The 23171-nt window shown below is 40.8% G+C and carries 15 protein-coding genes and 1 pseudogene; 7 read left to right on the plus strand and 9 right to left on the minus strand.

Annotation, left to right across the window (positions count from 1 at the left end):
• Window positions 1–376: 376 nt before the first annotated feature.
• On the plus strand, window positions 377–1051 hold the full coding sequence (gene pgsA, locus AC2SLL_RS08885) for a CDP-diacylglycerol--glycerol-3-phosphate 3-phosphatidyltransferase (protein ID WP_486531332.1): 675 nt from the start codon (window positions 377–379) through the stop codon (window positions 1049–1051).
• A gap of 137 nt (window positions 1052–1188) precedes the next feature.
• On the opposite strand, the gene AC2SLL_RS08890 is transcribed toward pgsA, so the two are convergent.
• The gene (locus AC2SLL_RS08890; protein ID WP_486531333.1) at window positions 1189–1683 is read right to left on the minus strand and encodes a pyridoxamine 5'-phosphate oxidase family protein; all 495 of its coding nucleotides are present in this window, start codon (window positions 1681–1683) and stop codon (window positions 1189–1191) included.
• Between the two features lie 531 nt (window positions 1684–2214).
• Here AC2SLL_RS08890 and purL point away from each other — a divergent pair.
• Both purL and AC2SLL_RS08900 read left to right on the plus strand, forming a co-directional pair.
• Entirely contained in the window at window positions 2215–6261 is a 4047-nt protein-coding gene (purL, locus tag AC2SLL_RS08895) for a phosphoribosylformylglycinamidine synthase (protein WP_486531334.1), read from the plus strand.
• A 155-nt stretch (window positions 6262–6416) separates the two neighbouring features.
• A pseudogene (locus tag AC2SLL_RS08900) lies at window positions 6417–7166 on the plus strand (IS5 family transposase).
• A gap of 9 nt (window positions 7167–7175) precedes the next feature.
• Here AC2SLL_RS08900 and AC2SLL_RS08905 read toward each other — a convergent pair.
• The 8 genes from AC2SLL_RS08905 to map form a co-directional block, all read right to left on the minus strand.
• Entirely contained in the window at window positions 7176–8033 is an 858-nt protein-coding gene (locus tag AC2SLL_RS08905; RefSeq protein WP_486531335.1) for an N-acetylmuramoyl-L-alanine amidase, read from the minus strand.
• Between the two features lie 55 nt (window positions 8034–8088).
• The gene (locus AC2SLL_RS08910) at window positions 8089–8631 is read right to left on the minus strand and encodes a DUF421 domain-containing protein (protein WP_486531336.1); all 543 of its coding nucleotides are present in this window, start codon (window positions 8629–8631) and stop codon (window positions 8089–8091) included.
• 180 nt (window positions 8632–8811) lie between these two features.
• Window positions 8812–10659: a D-alanyl-D-alanine carboxypeptidase/D-alanyl-D-alanine-endopeptidase gene (locus tag AC2SLL_RS08915; protein WP_486531337.1), complete on the minus strand. Its 1848-nt coding sequence runs from the start codon at window positions 10657–10659 to the stop codon at window positions 8812–8814.
• Window positions 10660–11048: 389 nt separating this feature from the next.
• Entirely contained in the window at window positions 11049–11654 is a 606-nt protein-coding gene (locus AC2SLL_RS08920; RefSeq protein WP_486531338.1) for a 3'-5' exonuclease, read from the minus strand.
• Between the two features lie 144 nt (window positions 11655–11798).
• Complete coding sequence (locus AC2SLL_RS08925) at window positions 11799–13802, minus strand: DUF294 nucleotidyltransferase-like domain-containing protein (protein ID WP_486531339.1); 2004 nt, start codon at window positions 13800–13802, stop codon at window positions 11799–11801.
• A 125-nt stretch (window positions 13803–13927) separates the two neighbouring features.
• Complete coding sequence (gene dapC, locus AC2SLL_RS08930; protein ID WP_486531340.1) at window positions 13928–15169, minus strand: succinyldiaminopimelate transaminase; 1242 nt, start codon at window positions 15167–15169, stop codon at window positions 13928–13930.
• 104 nt (window positions 15170–15273) lie between these two features.
• Window positions 15274–17994, minus strand: a complete 2721-nt coding sequence (gene glnD / locus AC2SLL_RS08935) for a [protein-PII] uridylyltransferase (protein WP_486531341.1) — start codon at window positions 17992–17994, stop codon at window positions 15274–15276.
• A 141-nt stretch (window positions 17995–18135) separates the two neighbouring features.
• A complete protein-coding gene (gene map, locus AC2SLL_RS08940; RefSeq protein WP_486531349.1) occupies window positions 18136–18951 on the minus strand; it encodes a type I methionyl aminopeptidase in 816 nt (271 codons plus the stop codon).
• A 573-nt stretch (window positions 18952–19524) separates the two neighbouring features.
• Between map and rpsB the strand changes: the two genes are divergently transcribed.
• The 4 genes from rpsB to AC2SLL_RS08960 all read left to right on the plus strand — a co-directional run bounded on the left by rpsB (window position 19525) and on the right by AC2SLL_RS08960 (window position 23138).
• The gene (rpsB, locus tag AC2SLL_RS08945) at window positions 19525–20316 is read left to right on the plus strand and encodes a 30S ribosomal protein S2 (protein ID WP_486531342.1); all 792 of its coding nucleotides are present in this window, start codon (window positions 19525–19527) and stop codon (window positions 20314–20316) included.
• Between the two features lie 364 nt (window positions 20317–20680).
• Window positions 20681–21559, plus strand: coding sequence for a translation elongation factor Ts (tsf, locus tag AC2SLL_RS08950; protein ID WP_486531343.1), 879 nt, complete (start codon window positions 20681–20683; stop codon window positions 21557–21559).
• Between the two features lie 233 nt (window positions 21560–21792).
• Window positions 21793–22311 (plus strand): helix-turn-helix domain-containing protein, encoded by a 519-nt coding sequence (locus tag AC2SLL_RS08955; protein WP_486530417.1) that lies wholly within the window; start codon window positions 21793–21795, stop codon window positions 22309–22311.
• Complete coding sequence (locus tag AC2SLL_RS08960) at window positions 22299–23138, plus strand: IS3 family transposase (RefSeq protein ID WP_486530951.1); 840 nt, start codon at window positions 22299–22301, stop codon at window positions 23136–23138. The genes AC2SLL_RS08955 and AC2SLL_RS08960 overlap by 13 nt, the downstream gene beginning before the upstream one ends.
• The last annotated feature ends 33 nt before the right edge of the window (window positions 23139–23171 follow it).

Genomic DNA, 23171 nt, shown 5'->3' on the forward strand with positions numbered 1-23171 from the left:
CAGTTCCCAGTTAAAGTAATATACATATGATGAATAAATAATGGTTATTTATACTTCCGCCAAACCTTGGCCCGTTTCTAGCTAAAATTTTAATATTGTCATCGCAATCGTTCATGTTTGGCAACACGTTATCCCATTTGTATCGTCATACATCAATAGGAGAATATGGTCTAAAATTGATAGTTCATAAATTTTTAATTTGCCTGCGCTATAGTAAGTCTATAATATACGCTTGAGTTTCATATCGCTAAATTTAGCTTCACTAGCTCATAAACTATATCAATAGCAGTTTATAAATATACAGCTTGGTTTGGTCTTACTAAATACAAGTTAAAATGATAAGCTACTTACCAACACATACTGTCTGAATGTTGCCATGATCGAATCAAACTCACAGTCAAATTTACCCCCTGACGCCATTGCAAGTATTTTTAATTTACCCAATAATTTAACTATTGCCCGTATTGCGATGATTCCGTTATTTATTGCGATTGCCTATTGGCCACCTGCTTTAGGTATTGGTGTCCCTATGATATCGGATAATGCTATTGCTAACCTGGGTATGAATATGGATGCCTTTAGCGATAGCATGCTTAGGCACTTATTATTAACTGTCTTGTTTATTTTGGCGGCTATTACAGATTGGTTAGATGGCTACCTCGCTCGAAAAATGAAGATTACGTCTGCATTTGGGCGATTTTTAGATCCTGTTGCCGATAAGCTGATGGTCGCAGCGGCCTTGATTATATTAGTGCAGTGGCATCCTAATATTATTATGTCGATTGCCGCAATTGTGATAATTTCACGTGAAATTGCAGTATCTGCATTACGTGAATGGATGGCAGAGCTTGGCGCCCGCACCAGTGTTGCAGTGTCCTATGTCGGCAAGCTTAAAACCACCTTTCAAATGATAGCGATTATTGTATTGCTATTGAATGTACAGTCGCTGGAATTGTTAGGTTATGGTCTTATGGTTGCTGCTGTAATACTGACATTATGGTCAATGATGATATATATGCGCGCCGCTTGGCCATATCTAAAGCACGGCTAGATATTTTATGCAGCAAGACAGGTATTTAAAATATCTAATTTGAAAAAAGCCAGCGAGAAGCTGGCTTTTTTAATTTGGGCTTGTTTAATTTAATAGAAACTTATAAACACAGCACAAATAAAAAGAAACGTTAAATGTTAAAACTCAATAGATGCATTTTTTCCAATGTTATCGGCTATTATTCCATCTTGAACAGCGGCAGCCGCTAACTTAGCCGCATTAACAACGCTATTACCATTCTTCCAGAATTCTGCCCCATGCGGTACCACTTTAATAAGTTGAATGTTCTCATCTTCTTTACCCTGTTTATAAAAGGCATTATAAATCGGTGTCCATAACTCGTCTAACTTGGCTTTGTCTTCAACTAGCTCAGCTTGACCATTAATAGAGGCGTAATCTTTATCTTTTTGACTGACATAAGATAGATTAACTTGAGGATTTTTTTCGATATTTTTTATGGCTTCAGTAGTTTTATCGCCAATGAACCATATTTCTTTGGCTGTAAGACTAGATTCACTAGTGGTCATTGGACACGCATGTAAATGACCTTCATTAGTCACGGTCGTCATCATGGCAAACTTAACATCTTTTATCATGTCATGGATGATGTCAATAATTTCCTGTTTGTTCATAATTATCTTCCTGTTAGGGTTATTAAAAATTAGGATTATTAAAAATTAGGTTATTAAAAACTAAAACTTATAGTAAAACGCCAACTTATTTACCAGTATGATTAAAACGTAAGCTACTGTTAGGCTTTGTAAGAACCTGCTGGTTTAAGTAAATGATTTAAACTACCTTCTAAGTAGAAATCTAATTAAAATTATTTTTTTGTTTTATTTAAAATTGAGAGACTGAAAGTTTTAAACCAATGTCATAGTTAATTAAGCGTGTTGAATGACATCTTTAGGTAGACTGGATAGATCTGAATAAGGTTGAATAATATTTATATGTTACCCAAGCCTAATTGGCCCCATGCAAGTTTATAAAGATATGAATTACCATATAAGTTGTCTCTACAATGCAACGCTACCGCCAACTTCTTGCTATAATATTGAGCCAACATAACTTTAGAATTTTTTTAATTGCTTTTGACTGATGTTATCATGCCTTTCATTATTGTCTGAAAACTGTCTAAAACTCTACTCTGCGGAAATAGCCTTATGATGACCCTCGCTGGACACCGTTTTTTAACCGAATTTAAAACCAATCAATTGATTGAGCAGTTGAATAGCCAAACGTCGCTAAATAAGACTGGCGCAGTGAGAAAAATAGATACCCAACAAGTGTATGTTTTATCACGTGAGCTAAATGATACAGAGCATAAAAAGGCGTTAGATTTATTAAATCAAGGCGAAGAGCTGAGTCTCATCCGTGCAGGATCTAACCAAGTACAAGTTATCGTTAGCCCACGCTTTGGCACAATATCTCCATGGTCAAGTAAGGCAACGGATATTTTTAATAACTGCGAGCTTGCCATAGAGCGGGTCGAGCGGGTCATTGTATTTACCTTAACGGGTGATAATCTACCGACTAAACTGCCTTCAGATGCTGAGCAAATCTTGCATGATCGCATGACCCAAAGCTTAGTGTATGACATGAATAAACTTCAACTGTTATTTGATGATCATAGTCCAGCCCACTTAAATTATGTTGATATTATGGGGCAGGGTCGCAGTGCCTTGGAGCAAGCGAACCAAAAGTTTGGTTTTGCTTTATCTAGTGATGACATCGATTATTTGATGAATGCGTATGGCAATCCAGAAGGAGAGCTCAAGCGCAATCCTACCGATGTTGAACTGATGATGTTCGCCCAAGCCAACTCTGAACATTGCCGTCATAAAATCTTTAACTCAGAGTGGACCGTTGATGATGAGGTAAAGCCGAAATCGTTGTTTAAGATGATTAGAAACACGCATGAGACGAATCCAGAGGGTATTTTATCTGCTTATAAAGATAATGCAGCAGTGATGGAAGGTTTTAAAGCTCAGCGTTTTTATCCGTTACCGATCGTACAACTTGGCGGTTCTTTAGGAGATGACGCAGTATCTAAAGAGATGCACCGTTACGACTTTCATGAGGAAAACATCGACATTTTAATGAAGGTGGAAACGCATAACCATCCAACTGCTATCGCTCCTTATGCAGGTGCCTCAACGGGTGCGGGTGGCGAAATTCGTGATGAAGGTGCCACAGGGCGTGGGGGTAAGCCAAAAGCAGGTCTAACCGGCTTTAATGTATCGCACTTACATTTGCCAGATCTACCAGAGAAGTGGGAGCAGTCAGGAAAAGTAAACAGTAAAGATTATGGCAAGCCAGATCGTATGGCATCCAGCTTAGAGATTATGACCGAAGCACCGCTCGGTTCTGCTAACTTCTCTAACGAGTTTGGTCGTCCGAATCTATGCGGTTACTTCCGTTCGTTTCAGTTGGATTTAAGCGCTGATAAAGACGGTAGTCAGATGCGTGGCTATCATAAGCCAATGATGATTGCTGGTGGTTATGGCAATATTAAACGTAATTTGGTAGAGAAGAATAGCATTCAAGAGGGCGATCTCCTGATCGTACTGGGCGGCCCAGCAATGCAAATTGGCCTAGGCGGTGGTGCTGCGTCGTCGGTAGACAGTGGAGAGCTTGATGAAGGTCTAGACTTTGCCTCTGTACAGCGTGACAATGCAGAGATGGAACGTCGTTGCCAAGAAGTTATCGATCGCTGCTGGGCGTTAGCTAACAATGATGTTGACGCCAGTAATGCCGGTAAAGATGGTAACCCAATCGTGTCAATTCATGACGTTGGTGCAGGTGGTCTATCCAATGCGATGCCTGAGCTTGTTGATGATCATGACATGGGCGCGCATCTAAACCTACGCCATATTCCATCACTTGAAGCGGGTATGTCGCCAATGGCCATCTGGTCAAATGAAGCGCAAGAGCGCTATGTATTGGCGATTCGTCCAGAAAGCAGAGAGTTGTTTGATGCCATTTGTAAACGTGAGCGTTGCCCGTACGCTATCTTGGGGACTGCGACTAAAATACGTCAGTTACAAGTTGATGATGAACTGCTAGATGATCAACCTGTTGATATGCCAATGCAGGTATTACTTGGCGGTACTCCGCAAATGAAGCGTTCATTTGCGCGTAAAACAAGAGAGCTTGCACCATTAGACTTAGCAGATGCAGGGAAAACGTTTGATATTAAACAAGCGATATACGATGTATTACGTCATCCAACGGTTGCCAGCAAATCGTTCTTAATTAGTATTGGCGACCGCTCTATCACTGGCATGGTCACTCAAGATCAGTATGTTGGACGTTACCAAGTACCCGTGGCAGACTGCGCAGTAACCAGCTCAGGCTTATTGGCCAATACTGGTGAAGCCATGAGTATGGGCGAGCGTCCTCCAGTGGCACTCATTAATCCAGCAGCGTCAGCACGTTTAGCCGTAGCTGAGGCGATTACCAACATTGCAGGCGCTCGTATTAACAAGATTTCAGACATTACCTTATCGGCAAACTGGATGGCAGCTTGCGGCGAAGATGTCGAGGATGCAGCACTGTATGATGCTGTCTATGCGGTTGGTGAAGAGCTGTGTCCTGCTTTAGGCATTGCCATTCCAGTGGGTAAAGACTCGTTGTCTATGCGTGCCAATTGGACAGAGGACGGGCAGGACAAATCTGTTGTGAGCCCAATGAGTCTGGTAATTACCGCTTTCGCACCTGTTGTCGATGTGAATAAAACGTTAACCCCAGAGCTAATCAATACCGATTCCGCCCTATATAGATTAGATTTATCCCATGGAAAATTCCGTTTGGGCGGGTCAATATTAGCGCAAACGCAAAGCCAGCTCGGTAACGAATGTCCAGACTTGGCTAGTCCGCAAGATTTAATTAACTTTTTTAACTTTATTCAAGCAGGCAGTGAGCAAGGCGTTATCAGCGCCTACCATGATATAGGTGATGGGGGCTTACTTGCGACTGTGGCAGAGATGCAATTTACTAACCGTGTAGCAATCAACCTGAATATAACCAATGATAACTTACTTGGACAGTTATTTGCCGAAGAATTGGGTGCGGTCATTCAAGTCTTGCCAGAGCACCTTGAAGCAGTAATGACATTGGCTGATGAGCACAATGTTGCCAATATGATGAGTCTAATCGGGCAAATCTTTGAGACGCCAGTAGGCGGTGCTAACCAAGACCCATTAACCATTATTACGCCACTGCATCAGGGTAAGGATGCACTCATCTTTAACCGTAGTGAGCTACAACAAACGTGGTCGCAAGTCAGTTATCAAATTGCTAAACGTCGTGATAACCCAGAATGTGCCCAACAAGAATTTGACTTAATTGCTGATGCCAATTATCACGGTTTAATCGCACAAGCAAACTTCGACCTCAATCAAAAAGTAGAAGAGCCGTATCTCGCCACCCGTCCTAAACAACCAAAAGTTGCGATTTTACGCGAGCAAGGGGTCAACGGTCAGTTAGAAATGGCTGCAGGCTTTGTACGCGCAGGCTTCGATGCTGTCGATGTGCATATGAGTGACTTGCTGGCAGGTCGTATAGACTTACGTGACTTTAATGGCTTAGTCGCTTGCGGTGGCTTTAGTTATGGTGACGTATTGGGCGCAGGCTCTGGCTGGGCAAACTCCATCTTATTCCATGACGAGTTACGCATGCAATTTGTGCGCTTCTTCGCCCGTCCTGATACCTTTAGTTTGGGCGTATGTAACGGCTGTCAGATGATGGCGCAATTAAAAGACTTAATTCCAGGCGCTGAGAACTTCCCTCGCTTCACCTACAATAAGTCAGCTCGATTTGAAGCGCGTACGGTCAATGTTAAAATTGAGCGTACCAAATCTTTATTCTTTAAGGGAATGCAAGACAGCATCTTGCCAATTGCAGTGGCACATGGTGAAGGTCTGGCAACGTTGAATGAGACAGATATCGAAGGCATGGCAAGCCACGGTCAAATTGCAATGCGTTATGTAGACAGTCGTGGCAACCCAACCGAAACTTATCCGCTAAACCCGAACGGTTCAATCGGCGGGGTAACGGGTATCTGTAGCACTGATGGTCGTGTGACCTTAATGATGCCACATCCTGAGCGTAATCTACGTGCAATTAATCATAGCTGGAAGCCTGAGGGATGGGCGGATGACGGTGCGTGGATGCGCATGTTTAGGAATGCTAGGGCTTGGTTGCGTTAGGATTGTTTGAATTTTACGGGATTATGTTCTCAATATCGTTTGAGGTACGACATGTACATTATTATTTGATTTCCTTGGTCGTGTCTTCAATTGGATAAGCCATAAATAATAGTTACAATACTGCATCTATTGAGACGATGCGAGAAGTACAAGTCATGGCAAAAACAGCACTAACAGATACGCTTTGGGATCAATTGCAATTAACAATTAACAATGACAAAGCATGGTTGCTATCAAACTCAAAACAGCCGAGAGGTCATGGAAGCCATACTGTGGAAGCTACGTACAGGCGCGCCTTGGCGTGACATACCTAAAGAATTATATTCTTGGAAAACAGCCTATAGTCGTTTTAACCGCTGGTCGAAAACTGGCTTATGGGCGAATTTTTTTTAGCTTACGAAAAGAAGTTGATACGGAATGGGTATTCACAGACGGAAGCTATGTTCGCTGTCACCAGCATGCAAGTGGAGCTAGGCGTGGTGAAGATCGAGCAATTGGACGAAGCCGTGGCAGCGCAACTACAAAGATACATCTATCCTATGATGCTGACAGATATCCGCTCCATTTTAAAATGGAGGTAACGTCCAGACAGCCAAGTTGCAGGTAAATTGATTGACATGATTGGGCATGCAGATTACTTTATCGTTGATAAAGGCTATGATTCACAAGCGATCAGGGATAAAGCTTGCATGCATGACATGATTCCTATAACTCCCAAAAGAAGTAATGCTAAAGCGCCGAATCCAGAATTTTATAGCTACTTATACAAACTGCACCATTTGGTAGAGAATATGTTTGCAAGGCTCAAACACTTTCGTAGTATCGCCACTCGCTATGAAAAGTTAGCTCGCAATAAGTCAATGCTTTATCTGGCGTGTACTATCGTCCATTGTAAGATGAATTGAAGACACACCCTAGCTTATATCCACATACTTAGCATTAAGGGCTCTTAAGATAGCATAAGTTTCTAGGTCCATTTTGCCAATAAGCTTATGCGGTCTAAAATGTAGCTGGAACGCATAAATTACGTCGCGGCTGGGCTTGTCCCATTCATCGGTGTTATTGATAGCATAACCATACGCTCTAAATAACTGTTTGACCTCAACAATAGTCATAGTTTCAAAAGAGCCATCTTTGATAAACCGCTGTTTATCCGCTTCCTCATACCATGCTCCGATACCATACTCTTTATATAAACGCGCCCACGGAAATTTAGCGCCAGGGTCAATCTTACGTGACGGTGCCATATCTGAATGACCAATAATATGGGTTGGCTGAATCTCGTATTTGTCACTTAATTTTTGAATCAATTGGGCCACTTTTTGTACCTGAGTATCGGTAAATTCTACAAAATGCTCTGGCGGATGATAACCATCGTTATTTGTATTTTTTGCGCTTCGACATTCTTTTTTGATGCCTTCATTGACGATTTCTATGCCGATAGAGGTATCGTTTAAAACGTTCCGACCAGCAAAAGCGCCCTTACCAGCATGCCAAGCACGTTCATTATCAGGTACCAGCTGATAAATGGTATTGTTCTCGGCTAACGGGATTAAATAATGGGCGCTGACATTGGCTGTGGTTAGAAGACGCAGTGACTCTGCTGCATTTTCAGCTGTGTAATGCAGGATGATAGAGGAGATACGTTGGTCCTTGCCTTGGGCGTGATAGGTTTGACTGTCGATAATATAATGAGGGGAGGTAGTTGAGACACAACCGGTCAATGGCAAGGTTAAACTTAAGCCAAGTGCTAATAAGATAATAGGCTTCATGTCACATCCTTTAAGTTGTTAATTATCAATAGTTAACATAGATGAGCACACACCACTAAGCTATGGTTTTTAAAGTGTCTGAAGGTTTGATGTTTCCCTCGTCATCATATCGTTTACTTTCCTCACGTTTTGGAAGCACAGTAAGCTTGGCATCGCTTTCTAATATAATGGCAGCCACTTCATTAAAATCATGAATCCCTTCACTACGAATTGCGCACTCTAACTCTTGACGAGTTAGTCGCTCTTTACGCATGACATCGGGTAAAAACTGACCTTCGTAAAACAGCACACAGGGCTCTGATAAAATCGCGCTCGCAAACTCAGGAGAAATAGAGGCATATTTGGTCACTATGTATTGCAAGCTGAGCAAGGTTACAATCGATGCAATGCCTTCAACAAGGGGTACACTTTTTAATAAAATAGTGCTGGCGCCAATAGAGCCTATCATTACAGTTACTACCCAATCGAAGTTATTAAGCTGTGAGGTAGAGCGTTTTCCAGAGATCTTTAAAAAAACGACAATGCAAAAGTAAACCACGACGGCCGAAATAACGATGCGTAATAAGGTGTCTAAGCTGTCAAATAAAATCATATCCATGATGAGGTTTTCCTTAGCTATTTAAAAGAGGACGTAAACAGTAGGTTCTATTTTTGACCATTCATTTTTAACTAATGAACATTGGGTCAAGCGTATTTTACCCTTTAAATTGAAGGGTAACGTAATGGTGGCAGGGGAGAAAAATTGTGATCGTTTACAAGACTATAGAACAGACTTGTATTAATGCTTTGCTGTCCAATCGAGTAAGGTGTCCAATGCATAGCGAGCCTGATAGGTATTTAGCTTTTCAGAGCTATTAATAATACTAACGACGACGTAATCCTGTCCTGATTGCCCGTGAACATAGCCTGCCATAGCAGTCACGTTATCAAGCGTACCTGTTTTGACCCATGCACGACCAATGGCAGCAGAGTTTGGTAATCTATCCGCATGTTGTTTTATAGTACCACTAATGCCTGCTATGCCGAGTGAATTGACATAAACGTCAAAGCTTGGATGATGATAAGCATACTCTAGAAGCTCAGCTAGATTATCAGCCGTAACGGTGCAGTCTCGACACAACCCAGATCCATTGGTCATATATGGGGGTGGCGTTGTGAGTGTTGATTGCCACCAGTCATCAATGGTTGCTATAGCTTTTGAATAATCCGAATATTGAGGGGTTACGGCAATCTGCTTAGAGGGTTGTGAGTTATTCATGGCTGTTTGATAAGATGCTGTCTCATGCACATAATTAGTGGTACCTAATGAACGGTAAATAGGTAAAGAGAGTATCAGCTGTTCAGTCATGACGTTATTAGAGTAATGATTAATATCATATATTTGATTGGAGAGAGGTAAAGATTGATATGTAAGCATGGGAAATGGCGATGAGGACATCACAGCAGCTTTTGGTGGCGTATTGAACTTAGTGTTAACGTTCATATCTAGATAGGTATTAAATCTGGTTTTTATCGGATGCTCTGTGCTTATAATATCGCCAGATAAAGTATTACCCATTTGCAGCCATTGATACTTAATTACCTTTTTAGCAAAGTCTTTGACGTTTGGATAGGCAAGATACAAGGTACGAGCGTCACAAGACTTTGGCATACTGTTTTGGAATTTTAATGAATGAGTGGTCCAGCTAGGCAATAAGCTATTAATAACAGATGAACATGTTCCTTCTCGCATAGGCACAAAGGAAGGTAACTGATATTCAGATAGCATAGGAGAATAAAAAATTCGGGCTAATTGACCCTTATCCTGACTATTGCCTGAGGCAAGTAACGGCACTGTGGTCATTTTGATACTACTGAAATTAATCAACAGGCCATCTGGGCTTGCGTTATATGGTCGAAGGGGCTCATTGTCAAAAGCGGCTGGATCTTTACCTACCTCTCTAAAAATGGATGTATCTAAGACAATATCGCCTTTGATATGACGAATACCTGATCTATTAATTTTTGCAAGCAACACCGCCAAACGCTGGTGGGTCAGCTTAGGGTCGCCACTGCCCTTAATAATTAGGTCGCCGTACAAGGTATTGCCAAAGATAAACCCCGTATGATAAACCTCAGTTAACCATACGAAATCTGCACCAAGCATATCCAACGCTATAAATGTTGGGATTAGCTTCATAGTGCTGGCAGGCGTGCGAGGCATATCTGGTAGATGTCTTATGGGTAAATATAAAGGTTGAGGATGATTGACAAAATTTTCGGTAGCATTCGTTTGGGTTGGAGTAGTTTTAATGGCATTATTTTTTATAGAGTTGTTGGCTTTATGATTACTGTCGTCATCAACCGCACTTTCATTAGAGTCTTCACTATCAGAAAGCTCAGAATCTACCACTGTTTCAGCTTGCGTCATTCCTTCATCTTGAATGACTTGAGGATTTGGGGTTGGGGCTTCAGAAAGAGGAATGGGTTCAAGTACACTCACAAGACTATGCTGATTTAAGTTTGAATCACTTTTGTGTGTAGAAAAAGCGAGATGCTTTACAGGCGTTATGACAATACTGATATCATCTGAAGCAATATTAGCATTAGCAAGCGCTGCCTCAACGGGCTCTGGCAAAGTAGCCATGGCTGATACACTACAAACTAACCCTATGTGAAAACCTACAAAAGATTTCTTTAGAGGTTGTAGTGCTACCGTTAAAAAATGAGATGGTGGAGAGAGTAATTTAATGACTGACAATCGCATGATAATCAACAGATGATTTACAAAAAAAGTAAGTTGAACATTACTATTATGCAGGTTATTTTAATAGGCGATTTTAGTAGCATACAATGTGAACTTTGTAACTTACATGAGCTTTAAAAAGGTTTCATAACCAAAGTTATTCTAGCGGTTAGCAGAGTCTAATAGTCTACTGTCAGTACAGTTTATTGCTTATTGGTATGATTCACAACGTTAAGGGTGTCACAACTTTTCAATAGGGTGTCACAACTTTTCAATGAGGAGCAATTGCTTTAGCGTAAATGCAGAAATGTCATAGCGGTCATTACTGCATCGTTGTAGGCATCATGTGCCCCTAAGTCTGGGATATCTAGCTCTTTCATAATACTGTCTAAATGTTGAGATTTATGAGCAATCCCGTTAGTACGGTTACCGTTTCGTTTGGTATAAAGACTACGAATGTCAATAACCTCGTTTGGCAAAGGTGCACCCATATAGTCTTTAGCTAAGGTATTTAAAAACCCCATATCCAGCTGCGGGCAGAATCCTACAATAGGTCGATTGCCGATAAAAGGTAACATGTTATCTAGCATTTGCTCATAGCTTAATCCATGCTCAACATCAAAAGGGCGTAGTCCATGAATAATGATGGTGTCCTCGGCTGGCATGATAGGTGGTCGACAAACAAGGTGTAAACCATTACCAGTATCAATGACATTGCCATTGATATGAATAGCAGCAATCGACAAGAGATGGTGCTTTTTATGATTTAGGCCGGTCATTTCACAATCAATTGATACCCATTCATTGGGCTTAGCGGGTTCAAAAATACTGCTCAATTCAGGTCGAGTAAGAGATTTTTTATGCCAGATAGATTTTAGGCGATGCAGCATGCTCATAATCGGTTGCTCAATAGTCAGGTTGCAATGTTAGACCTGCAAGGGGATAGTTGTGTATAGTCAAAGTTTGAAATTGTGATTAACGTTTTCTCTAATTTGTAAGTTCGTCTTTCTAGGCTTTAAGTTCTCCATATTTCTATGCCTCTAAGCCAGCTCAAGTTGATAGTGTGAGCTTAGTTGGTTCTTAAAGCTTTTGACAATATTTAAGCACTCTTTCAATAGATCGCGTTCGAGTGCCGACAGAGTCGTTGGGTCTACTTGACGAGCAAACTTATCATCGGTTGATAGCGCAACATCCAATCTGAGTGATGAGAAAAATTCTAACGTTTCATTCAGTGTCTCTGCTCGCTTCTGTGTCATCACACCTCGTCTAGCAAGCTCTTTTAAACGGGCTTTGGTACTTGCGACCTCATAAATGTCGTTTTCTAGTGCCATGGCTCTTGTGCCATGCACAATAGGAAAAATACCTGCTTTTTTAAGATCAATATCCTGATCGATAGGTTTACCAATAAGAGGGACAAACTTCTGCCACCACTGATTGACATCGCCAAATTGTAGTGCAGCTCGGACAAAGGTTCGAATAAACATAGGGTCGGCATGTTGGTGTGCAGTTTTTAAATAGGCACGAAGGCTTGTAAAGAGCTGCTCATCGCCACAAACATAATCGGCATCTAATACCGCAGATAGCCAGATAGCATGTTCCTTTTCGCGTCCAGCAAACCAAGATGCCACTTGAGCTTTAAATTGACTAATCGGCTGACGCCAGATTGGGTTATTCATCATAATATGGCCGTCGCAAAGCGGGTAGCCTAACTGCCCGAGGGTTTGGTTGAATTCATCCGCATACTCCGCCAGATTGGGGTGGCTATAATCGTCGCGGATAAGTAAGGCGTTGTCTTGGTCGGTACGCATGATCTGCTCGCCACGTCCTTCAGATCCCATGACGATGACACAGGTGTTATCAAACACTTCTTGAGGTACTATAAGTTGCCAAAGCTTAGTAAATACGTGAGCATTTAAGGTTTGAACCATACGGCTTATAACACCCACCTTGATACCATCCTGATGCTGAGCACGAATATATTGTCCAATTTGCTCAACAGCTTTTGCTATCATCTCGACGTTTGTAGCTTGATCAATTTGTACGGTAATTAGATGCGAGTGATGACTTAAAAAAGCGAGCAAATCACTCTGACCTAGAACACCTATCACTTTGCCGCTATCGTCTAAAACAGGTAGGCGGTGTACACGATATCGAATCATCGCTAATAGGGCGTCGCTAATGTCGCGGTTGTGTTGAATGGTGCGTAGTTTAAACTTGGCGTAGTCACGACATAAGGTAGCTTGAAAGTCGCGTCGTTCACTGACGGCACGGCAGATGTCAGCATCGGTAATAATACCGAGATTGTTTTTATGCGATTCAGAGGGGTCTGGGTTTTGTGAAGAAGCCCGTTTAACCAATACATGTTTTAACCCAGCCTGTGTCATGGTAGTAGCGGCTTCAAATAGGGTTGCTGACTCATCAACACTATGGACGTCAAGTAATTGAACTGCTGTCACAGGCTGCAACATCAGTTGTTGAGCCTCTGCTGGACGCATCGTGTTTGATGGGTTTGATAAAGCGTTAGACGCTTGGCCAGAATGTTTGCGTCCAGCCAACGCAAGCACCCGCTCGGTCAAGTCGCCACTTAATAAGCGCCTGATATGATGATTTTGAGCGGCGATACGATCGATAGCGTCTGGTTCAATTTGCAATAACAAGGTATCTTGCAGCGCTTTGTATTGGTAACCATTGTGTCGCTCTTCTTCAGAGGTGTATTGGTTGCTGGATGTGTTGTTATTGAATGTTTTGTTTGAAATGCTGGCGGGTTGGGTCTTAGCAAGGAAATGTATGTCTTGCTCTGCGGCAATTTTGCGACCATCAAACCAGTCATTACTCACACTGGATGCATGAAAGTCGCCGACATACTCTTCTGCTAGTGTTTGCTGTATATGACCTTTGAGTATCACATAAAAGTAATTAAGCTCGTTATCTTTAAGCGAGTTACCTTTGCCTAAGTAGCGAACTTGACTATGTTTTTTAATACTTTCTCGCTCAACTGGGGTCAGGCAGTCAAAAGGTGGTTGTGAGAAATCTAAACGAGTCATATGCCACTCCTTGGCTTATACATAATTAGGCTATGGTATTTATAATACGCTTATCGATTAACAAGCTGTAAGACTAAAATGACTTAGCGGTTTAAGTTTGTTGTCCAAGTTGTTATTGCTAAAATTTAAGTTAATAAAGTCTTAATACGGGCAATGGCCTCACGGCTTTCTTCCACACTGGCCACTAAAGCTAAGCGAACAAAGCCTTTTCCAGGATTAACCCCATCCACCTCTCGTGATAAATAGCGCCCAGCTAATGCATTTATATTAAGTTGTTCATATAAGGCTTTGACGAAAGCTTCATCATCAGGCATTCCTTGTGCATCAACAAACGGCTTAGGGGCTTCAACCCATAAATAAAATCCGGCATCAGGTTTTCGTAAGCCTAACAGCTCGCCCAACTCACTTATCCATAAATCGAATTTTTCTGCATATAGCTTGCGATTGTGTTCAACGTGTTTTTCATCTTGCCATGCTGCAATTGAGGCCAGCTGATGATGGATAGGCATTGCACAACCTTGATACGTTCGATATTGCAGATAAGGTGTTAGCAAGGCACTATCACCTGCAATAAACCCTGACCGTAATCCAGGTAGGTTAGAGCGTTTGGACAAAGAGTGAAAAACCACACAGTTTTTGTAATCATGGCGATCTAAATTAGCACATACTTCAAGTAGACCAAGTGGCTTCTGTTCAAAATACAACTCGCTGTAACATTCATCACTGGCAATGATAAAGTTATGCTTATCAGACAAGTCAATCAATGTCTGCCAATCTGATTCATTCATTACAGAGCCAGTTGGATTATTCGGACTACAAACAAACAGCAACTGTGTGCGTTCCCAAACCTCACTGGGCACTGACTTGTAATCGCACTTAAAATCACTCTCTTCAGTGCAAGCGACATAATACGGAGTAGCACCTGCTAGAAAAGTTGCCCCTTCATAAATTTGATAAAAGGGATTTGGCATGACAACAATAGGTTTGTCTTCAATACAGTTTTTGCTATTTACTGAACTAATGGGCCCAACATTTACCGCCGCTTGCACAAAACTAAAAATTGCTTCACGAGTACCCATAACAGGAATTACTTCTGTGGCAGCATCAATACGGTTCAAGTTAAAGCGATTTTTTAACCATTGTGCAATGGTTTGACTGAGTTCAGGAAGCCCACCAGTGGTTGGATATTTTTGTACTTTATCCAAATTATCCTGAATAATATCTAGTACAAAGTGGGGTGGGGTATGTTTCGGCTCACCAATTCCCAGTTTGATTGCTTCGTATTGATTAGCTGGCGTTGAGTCGGCTAACAATACTGCCATTTTGGCGAAAGGGTAGGGGTGTAGTAAGTTAAGTTGATTGTTCATGTTTTACCTTTAATAAAATTCAATCCATAGAATTTATTAAGCTTTGTGTGAATTCATTATTGTAATGTTCTATGATTTAACTGGTAAATATTAAATACAGCGTTTTACGTTGTCTGCTGAGTCGTTGCCAGAGTCTCATCATTAGCTTGTAATACCCCCTGAAGAGAGCGCTCAAGTTTCGCAAGCCTTTCATTACTAAGCTGAGCGTCACCTTTATCACTTAGGTAAAACATGTCTTCAGCCCGCTCACCTAGCGTTGTAATACGTGCTGCATGCACCTCAATAGATTCATTTAAAAATACCTGACTAATACGCGCTAATAGCCCAGGTTGATCTAGCGTTGTTAAGCTCATGACATGTTGCTTATTGGCTTCATTATATTGAAAGCTAATTTCGGTGGGCACTTGAAAATTACGAAGTTGTCGAGGCATACGCTTTTGCACTAACTTTGGTTTTTCTGGATGTTTGAAAGCATCAATAAGCCTTTCAGTGAGCTCCTTACGCGCCTCTGGGTCGTTAATTAGGATGCCTTTTTGGTCAAACAACACATAAGAGTCCAATGCAAAGTCTCGTGTGCCAGTAATAATGCGAGCATCTAACACATCTAAGCTCATCTGATCGAACACTGCCATAGTAACGGCAAATAAGTTGGCTTGATCTGGTGTATAAATAAATACTTGTACAGCATCTAGCGCAAGTTCACGATGCTCTCGTAATACGACAAGAGGCTCGCTATCTCGAGAGGATGCTTTGCCTATGGGCGGATGATTTAATATGGCTTCAGTATGCCATATAATATCTTCAGGAATTTCCCGTAAAAAATACTCATCGCCAAGCTCATCCCACAATACCAACACCTCCTCTTTCTTCATATGCTGATTGTCTACTTTATCAAGCAATAGTTCGGCTTGTTGACGGGTTGAAGCAATCATATCTTGACGATTGGTCGGTGCATCCAAATCTGCTCTTAAAATACGGCGTGTTTGAGTGTAAAGCTGCTTCATAAGTGTGGCACGCCAGCTATTCCATAGTTGCAAGTTAGTCGCATTCATGTCGGCTACGGTTAGAACGTATAAATGATTTAAATGAGTGACGTTGCCTACTAAATTTGCAAACTCCGCTACTACCTCTGGGTCTGAGATGTCTTTTTTCTGTGCGGTTAATGACATTAATAAGTGATATCGAGTTAACCAACCTACCAATTTAGCATCGGCTTCGGTCATGCCGTGCGCAAGACAAAACTCAATAGCATCAATTTCGCCAAGTTCACTGTGGTCACCGCCACGGCCTTTAGCGATATCATGGAATATGGCTGCCAGTATAATGATCTCTTTTCGTTTAATTCGTTTGTAAATTGAACCGACTAAGGCAAAGTCATCTTTATATTTTGGATCGGTAAAACGATGCAGCATGCGTACTAAAAGCAGAATATGAGCGTCAACGGTATAACGATGGAATAAGTCGTATTGCATCAGTCCAATAAGGCTGGCAAATTGCGGCAGGTAGTTGGCTAGTACACCATATCGCTGCATAAAACGTAGGCGATGATATAAATAGTTTTGTTCTTTTAAATTGTCTAAAAACAGAGTTTGATGCTTAGGGTTTTCTCGATAATTTTGGTCAATACCACGCGCGGCAATTTTTAGAGCGCGTAGAGTGCGCGTACGAATAAGCTTTATATCATGCTGACCCATTAGTAAAAACATTTCCAAAATGGCTTCAGGATGCTGAGCGAAAACGTGATGATTTGAGATGGCGATATGATTACCGATTTTATTAAAACGGGCATTTAAGACTGTTTTTTTAGGACGTTTCTCGTCTGGTAGACGAGCCTCAATAAGGACTTCATAATAATGTGCGGTTAGCATCTCAGATAATGATGAGATTTGCATGGCACATCGATAATAATCCCGCATAAAGCTCTCAACAGCAGCATTAGGCTCATCATCAGGTAAGGCTTCATAACCCATTCGCTGAGCTATATCACGCTGATAATCAAACAGTAGCTTATTTTCATCCCGTCCTGTTAAATGGTGTAGGTGGTGACGAATTTGCCACAAAAAACCTTCGGCGAACGTGAGTTCATCAAACTCTTTTTCAGTTAAGAAGTCTTGTGGAACTAAGTCGTATAGTTTGTTTATTCTAAAATAGCGTTTGGTTACCCAGCTTAAAGTATGGATGTCACGCAGACCGCCAGGGGCATTTTTTATATCCGGTTCTAGGTTATACTCCGTGCTGTTATGACGTAAGTAGCGTATGCGTGCTTCTTCCATTTTTGCATCATAAAATGCCTCTTGTGACCAAGTCTCATTGACAATGTTCATTGGTACAGCAGTTAGCTCATCATTGCCCGCCAACAGCCTTGCTTCCAATAAGCTAGTTGCCACAGTAATATCAGACGCTATACCAAAGCACTCCTCAGTGGTGCGAACTGAAAGACCGGGTTTAATACCGACGTCCCAAAGCCGTGCAACAAAAGCGTCAACTTTGCTTGCTTCTTCTACTGTTAATGTCTGAGGGGCTAATAATAAAAGATCAAGATCTGAATGAGGAGACAGTTCACCTCGGCCATATCCACCAACAGCAAACATTGCTAAGCTGGTATTGTGCAGGTCATGTAGGTCAAAAAGTGCGGATAATAAGTTGTCTGCTGCATCTGAACGGGCTTTAACAAGTTGTCTGATGTCTTCGCCGCGATTTAACGCCTCAGAGATATCTGCTTCAATTTGTTTTATCCAGTCTGGTATGCCAAGATTACGACTCGTATTCTGGCGTAAGTTAGGTAGTGGCGTCAGCAGTGAGTTAGTGGGTTCTTTAATAAACATATCAAGTTCCAATCAAAGAGCAGTAGTGCATTATGTGCCGTGAGGAATAAAACAAAGAGGGCGCATCTGAATTATAATCATAGTTTGTGTTTATATTCTGCCAAAAAAAAGACTGCCTAGGCAGTCTTTTTTTGATATAAATTACCTTGTTAAGAAACTTAAGTCTTCTTCTGGGCGAGTGGTAAACACTTCACAGCCATTATCAGTGACCATCAGAGTGTGTTCCCACTGAGCAGAAAGTTTACGGTCCTTAGTAATGGCTGTCCATTGATCTGGCAGAATTTTAGTCTGCCAAACCCCTTGGTTAATCATTGGCTCAATGGTAAAGGTCATACCAGTTTTAAGCCGCATACCGGTACCCTTTTTGCCATAGTGCATAACTTGAGGTTCATGATGAAATTGATTGCTAATGCCATGTCCACAAAACTCTCGCACGATGCTAAACCGCTCAGGTTCAACTACTTCTTGGATTGCCGCACCAATATCACCAAGGTAAGCGCCGTTTTTTACAACACTCATTCCGGCATAAAGTGCTTTTTGTGCCACACTACAAATGCGCTTAGCCATGATTGAACCTTCGCCAATAATCCACATTTTCGAAGTATCGCCGTAATATCCATCTTTGATAACCGTGACGTCAATATTAATGATGTCACCCTCTTTTAAAACCTTTTTATCCGTTGGGATACCATGACAAACCACATGGTTTACTGAGGTACAGATTGATTTGGGGAAGGGGGGGGAACCATAGTTCAGTGGCGCAGGAATAGCGTCTTGTACATTAACAATATAATCATGTGCAATAGTGTTCAACGTTTCGGTGGTGATGCCTTCTTTCACATGCTCATCTAGCATAACTAAAACATCACTAGCTAGTTTACCAGCAATACGCATTTTTTCGATTGCCTCAGGGGCAAGGATTAAGTCTTTATTGTTACTCATAGTATTTGATTTTATAGTTGGATAAGTTAAGAGCGTATTTTATTCTAAAAAGTCATAGATTTTGGGATTAAAATTTATAGATATGTATACCACTTTGTATTTAAGTCTACATTATAACACAAGCGTATTTATATACGGCAGATGACTACCTCTCAATAATTTAGCAGACTAAAAACCTCGCTAATTGTAGAGTACACCTTAAGTACACGTAATTATAAAGTCATAAGTTATAAGAGGATTGTCTGCAAAACAATTATCGGCATAATACTTCACCTATTTCTGCATTTATGGTAAAATATCTGCCTTATTTTGTTTCAGTTTTTTATAAGGGTTACACTTCGCTTATTAAAACTTAAATAAAAATAAGTTGTTTTTTAACTCATTCACCCATCAACCAATGACACACACATTGCGCTTAAAGATTACTGGGTGTTTGTCGGCTTGACTAATTTGCCAAAACTTTGTGTTTTTTACGGTATTTTTCAGCCAGAATACAAGTAATAAAAATACAAACGGGCAGATGCGTGTCGATAAATCGGTAATTTTTGTAATGTGGAGGCATAACCCAACTTTACAAAGGAAATTTATATGTCAAATAGTCCTACTAAAATGCCAATGCGCGACCTTCTACAAGCAGGCGCTCATTTTGGTCACCAAACTCGTTTTTGGAACCCAAAAATGAATCAGTATATTTTTGGTGCCCGTAACAAAATTCATATCATTAACCTTGAGCACACCGTTAAAGCATTTAACGAAGCGTTAACTTTCGTAAACGGCTTAGCAGCTAAGCGCAATAAAGTATTATTTGTTGGTACTAAGCGTGCTGCGAGTGAAGTCATCCGTGAGCAAGCACTACGTGCTGGTATGCCATATGTTGACCATCGTTGGTTGGGTGGTATGTTAACTAACTGGAAAACGCTACGCCAGTCCATCAACCGCTTAAAAGAGCTTGAGAAGCAGGCTGAAGACGGTACTTTTGCTAAGCTTACTAAGCGTGAAGCATTAGAGCGTACCCGTGCGATGGAAAAACTGGAGCGTTCTTTAGGTGGTATTAAAGATATGGGCGGTTTGCCAGACGCGATCTTTGTTGTAGACGTGGACCATGAAGCTATCGCCATTAAAGAAGCTAAAAATCTAGGTATCCCAGTTATCGGTATCGTTGATACTAACTCTAACCCAGATAATGTTGATTATGTTATTCCTGCTAACGATGATGCTATCCGTGCTGTGACACTATATGTGACTCGCATGGCTGATGCAATCATTGCTGGTAAAGAGTACGCTAAATCACAAGCTGGTGGTACGGCTGACGCTGCTCCTGCTGAAGAAGCACCTGAGCAAGAAGTAGCAGAAGAAGCACAAACTGAATCTGCTGAATAATTGACCTAAGTAACTTAAATATAAGCCTGCAGGTTAATGAGTTAATAAATTAGAGCGTTAATATTGCAGGTTTTTACCGATACTTTAGATTGATATATGACGCAATAAGGCATGATGTGGAATCCCTCGTCATGCCCTTGTCATTTTAAGATTCTATAATCATACGTAATAATCAAAGTATAAAACAGCATTAAAAGTAATTCATTGAAGACTTATTTCACACATTTTTCGTGCATTCTCAAAAAGTAAAACAGTAATAAGTATGAGTTCAGATTCGATAATTATTTAGAGTTATCTATTTTGGCTATGCAAGCTTATTTTTAAATTGTGAGAATAAAATATAACCACACAAAGAGGTAATAGAATGTCTAAAATTTCAGCAAAATTAGTAAAAGAGCTTCGTGATCGTACTGGTCTTGGCATGATGGAGTGTAAAAAAGCCCTAGAAGAAACAGAGGGAAATGTAGAGACTGCCATTGATAACCTTCGTAAATCTGGTCAAGCTAAAGCAGCTAAAAAAGCAGGTAATATAGCTGCTGATGGTGCAATTGTTATTGCACAACAAGATAACAAAGCACTTTTATTAGAAGTTAACTGCCAAACTGACTTTGTTGCTAAAGATGACAACTTTACTATTTTTGCAAATAAAGTGGCAGAAGTCGCTCTTAAAAACAATGAAACAGATGCAGCAAAAATTGCTGAACTCCAGTACGAAGATGGCATGACTGTTGAAGAAGCGCGGGTTGCTTTAGTCCAAAAAATTGGTGAAAACATTCAAGTTCGTCGCGCCAAAATTATTGAAGGCGATAACCTAGCCACTTACCGTCATGGTTTGCGTATTGGTGTGGTTGTTTCATCTGAAGGTGGCGATGAAGAAGCAGGCAAAAACCTTGCCATGCATATTGCGGCATTTAATCCAGTTTCTGTTAACGACACCGATGTTCCAGCTGATATTTTAGCGCGTGAAAAAGAAATCGCTGAAGCTAAAGCGCGTGAATCTGGTAAGCCTGACAACATTGTTGAAAAAATGATTGAAGGTAGCTTACGCAAGTATTTAGACGAAGTTGTATTGGTTCGTCAAGCATACGTCATGGACAATGATAAAAAAGTTGGTGATGTGCTTAAAGCTGACGGCGTAACGGTTAAAGGCTTTGTACGTTTTGAGGTAGGCGAAGGTATCGAGAAAAAACAAGAAGACTTCGCTGCTGAAGTTGCTGCTGCTCAACAGGCTGCTGCTAAATAATTATTTACTCACTTAATAATACTTATATGTAGTCAAAGAACTTTAAAATCGATACAAGGCAACCGAGTGAAAGTTCTACCATTATGGGCTAAACAAGGTTATTAATACCGCAGCGATTTATAAGTTCGCCGACTATATCAAATACATTAGGTTGGCTAAATAAAAGGAAGCCCATTACTTATCTAAGTATGAACTGACCCCCAAAAGTTGGACACAACTTATGGGGTATTTTTATGCGTTACAATCTAGATTTTAAGATCAAAGTCATAGGATACTATAAGCAAGGACATACCGGTCATGCCACAGCAAAGAAGTTTAAAGTGAATCCAAGATTTGTAAGTAAATGGGTCAAGCAATATCAAAGCGGTGGTATAAAGGCTATTAAGCCAAAGACAAGCAAAGCCAAATACAGTAGTGAGTTTAAACTTAACGTACTAACAACGATGCTTACCCAAGGCCTAAGTCAATTGGAAGTTGCTCTAAGGTATAACATCAGCTCACCAGCTTTAATCAGCCAGTGGCACAAAGCTTATCGACTACAGGGTATGTCTGGACTCATATCTAAACGTAAAGGTAGAGCGGCCATGAGCAAACCATTTATCACAGACAAACCAGATGATGAAAAGATATTAGCAGAGCTGAAACGTGAGAATGAATATCTTCGTGCGGAGAATGCCTACCTAAAAAAGCTCGATGCCTTGCTCAGGGAGAGGGAACAAGCCGAGACAAAGCAAGGCTCATCGAAGGACTAAGGGATAAATATTGCATATCAGCTTTACTTAAGATAGCTGATATGCCTAAAAGTGTCTTTTATTACCATAGGTGTCAGTTTGATGCTGAAGACAAATACGCTGATTTAAAGCAGCGTATCATCGAGCTATATTACCAACATAAAGGTCGGTATGGCTATCGTAGAATCACAGCCGCATTAAAGCAGTTAGGCATGCATCATAACCATAAGCTTATTGCCAAGCTTATGAAGCAGTTAAATCTTAATGCGAAGATCAGAAGAAAGAAGTATCGATCCTATAAAGGTCAACAGGGAAAAATAGCAAAGAACTATTTAAAGCGTCGCTTCCATGCTGGTAAACCCAATAAACGCTGGTTAACAGACATTACTGAGTTTAAGGTGGGTGACAATAAATTATATCTATCTCCGATTCTTGATTGCTATAATAATGAAATAGTCAGTTATACCTTATCTAAAAGACCAACCTATGATGTGGTAAGTAAAATGCTAGATTTTGCGCTAGATAAGACGAAAACAAGTCGTCATAAAAAGTTAATGCTTCACTCTGATCAAGGCTGGCATTATCAAATGAAGCCTTTTAGAAAGACGCTTAAAAAGCATAAGATAAGACAAAGCATGAGTAGAAAAGGCAACTGCATAGATAATGCGTTAATGGAGAGCTTCTTTGGCACACTGAAGTGTGAGACCATCTATATTGAAAAGCCTAAAACTATTGATGAACTAGAAAAGCAAATTCATGAGTACATTCATTATTACAATCATGAGCGTATTCAGCTTAAACTTAAAGGACTGAGTCCTGTGAAGTACAGAATTCAGTCCTTGAGATAGACTTAAACCGTCCAACTTTTGGGGGTCAGTTCA

It is taken from the genome of Psychrobacter sp. CX97 (assembly GCF_057396285.1).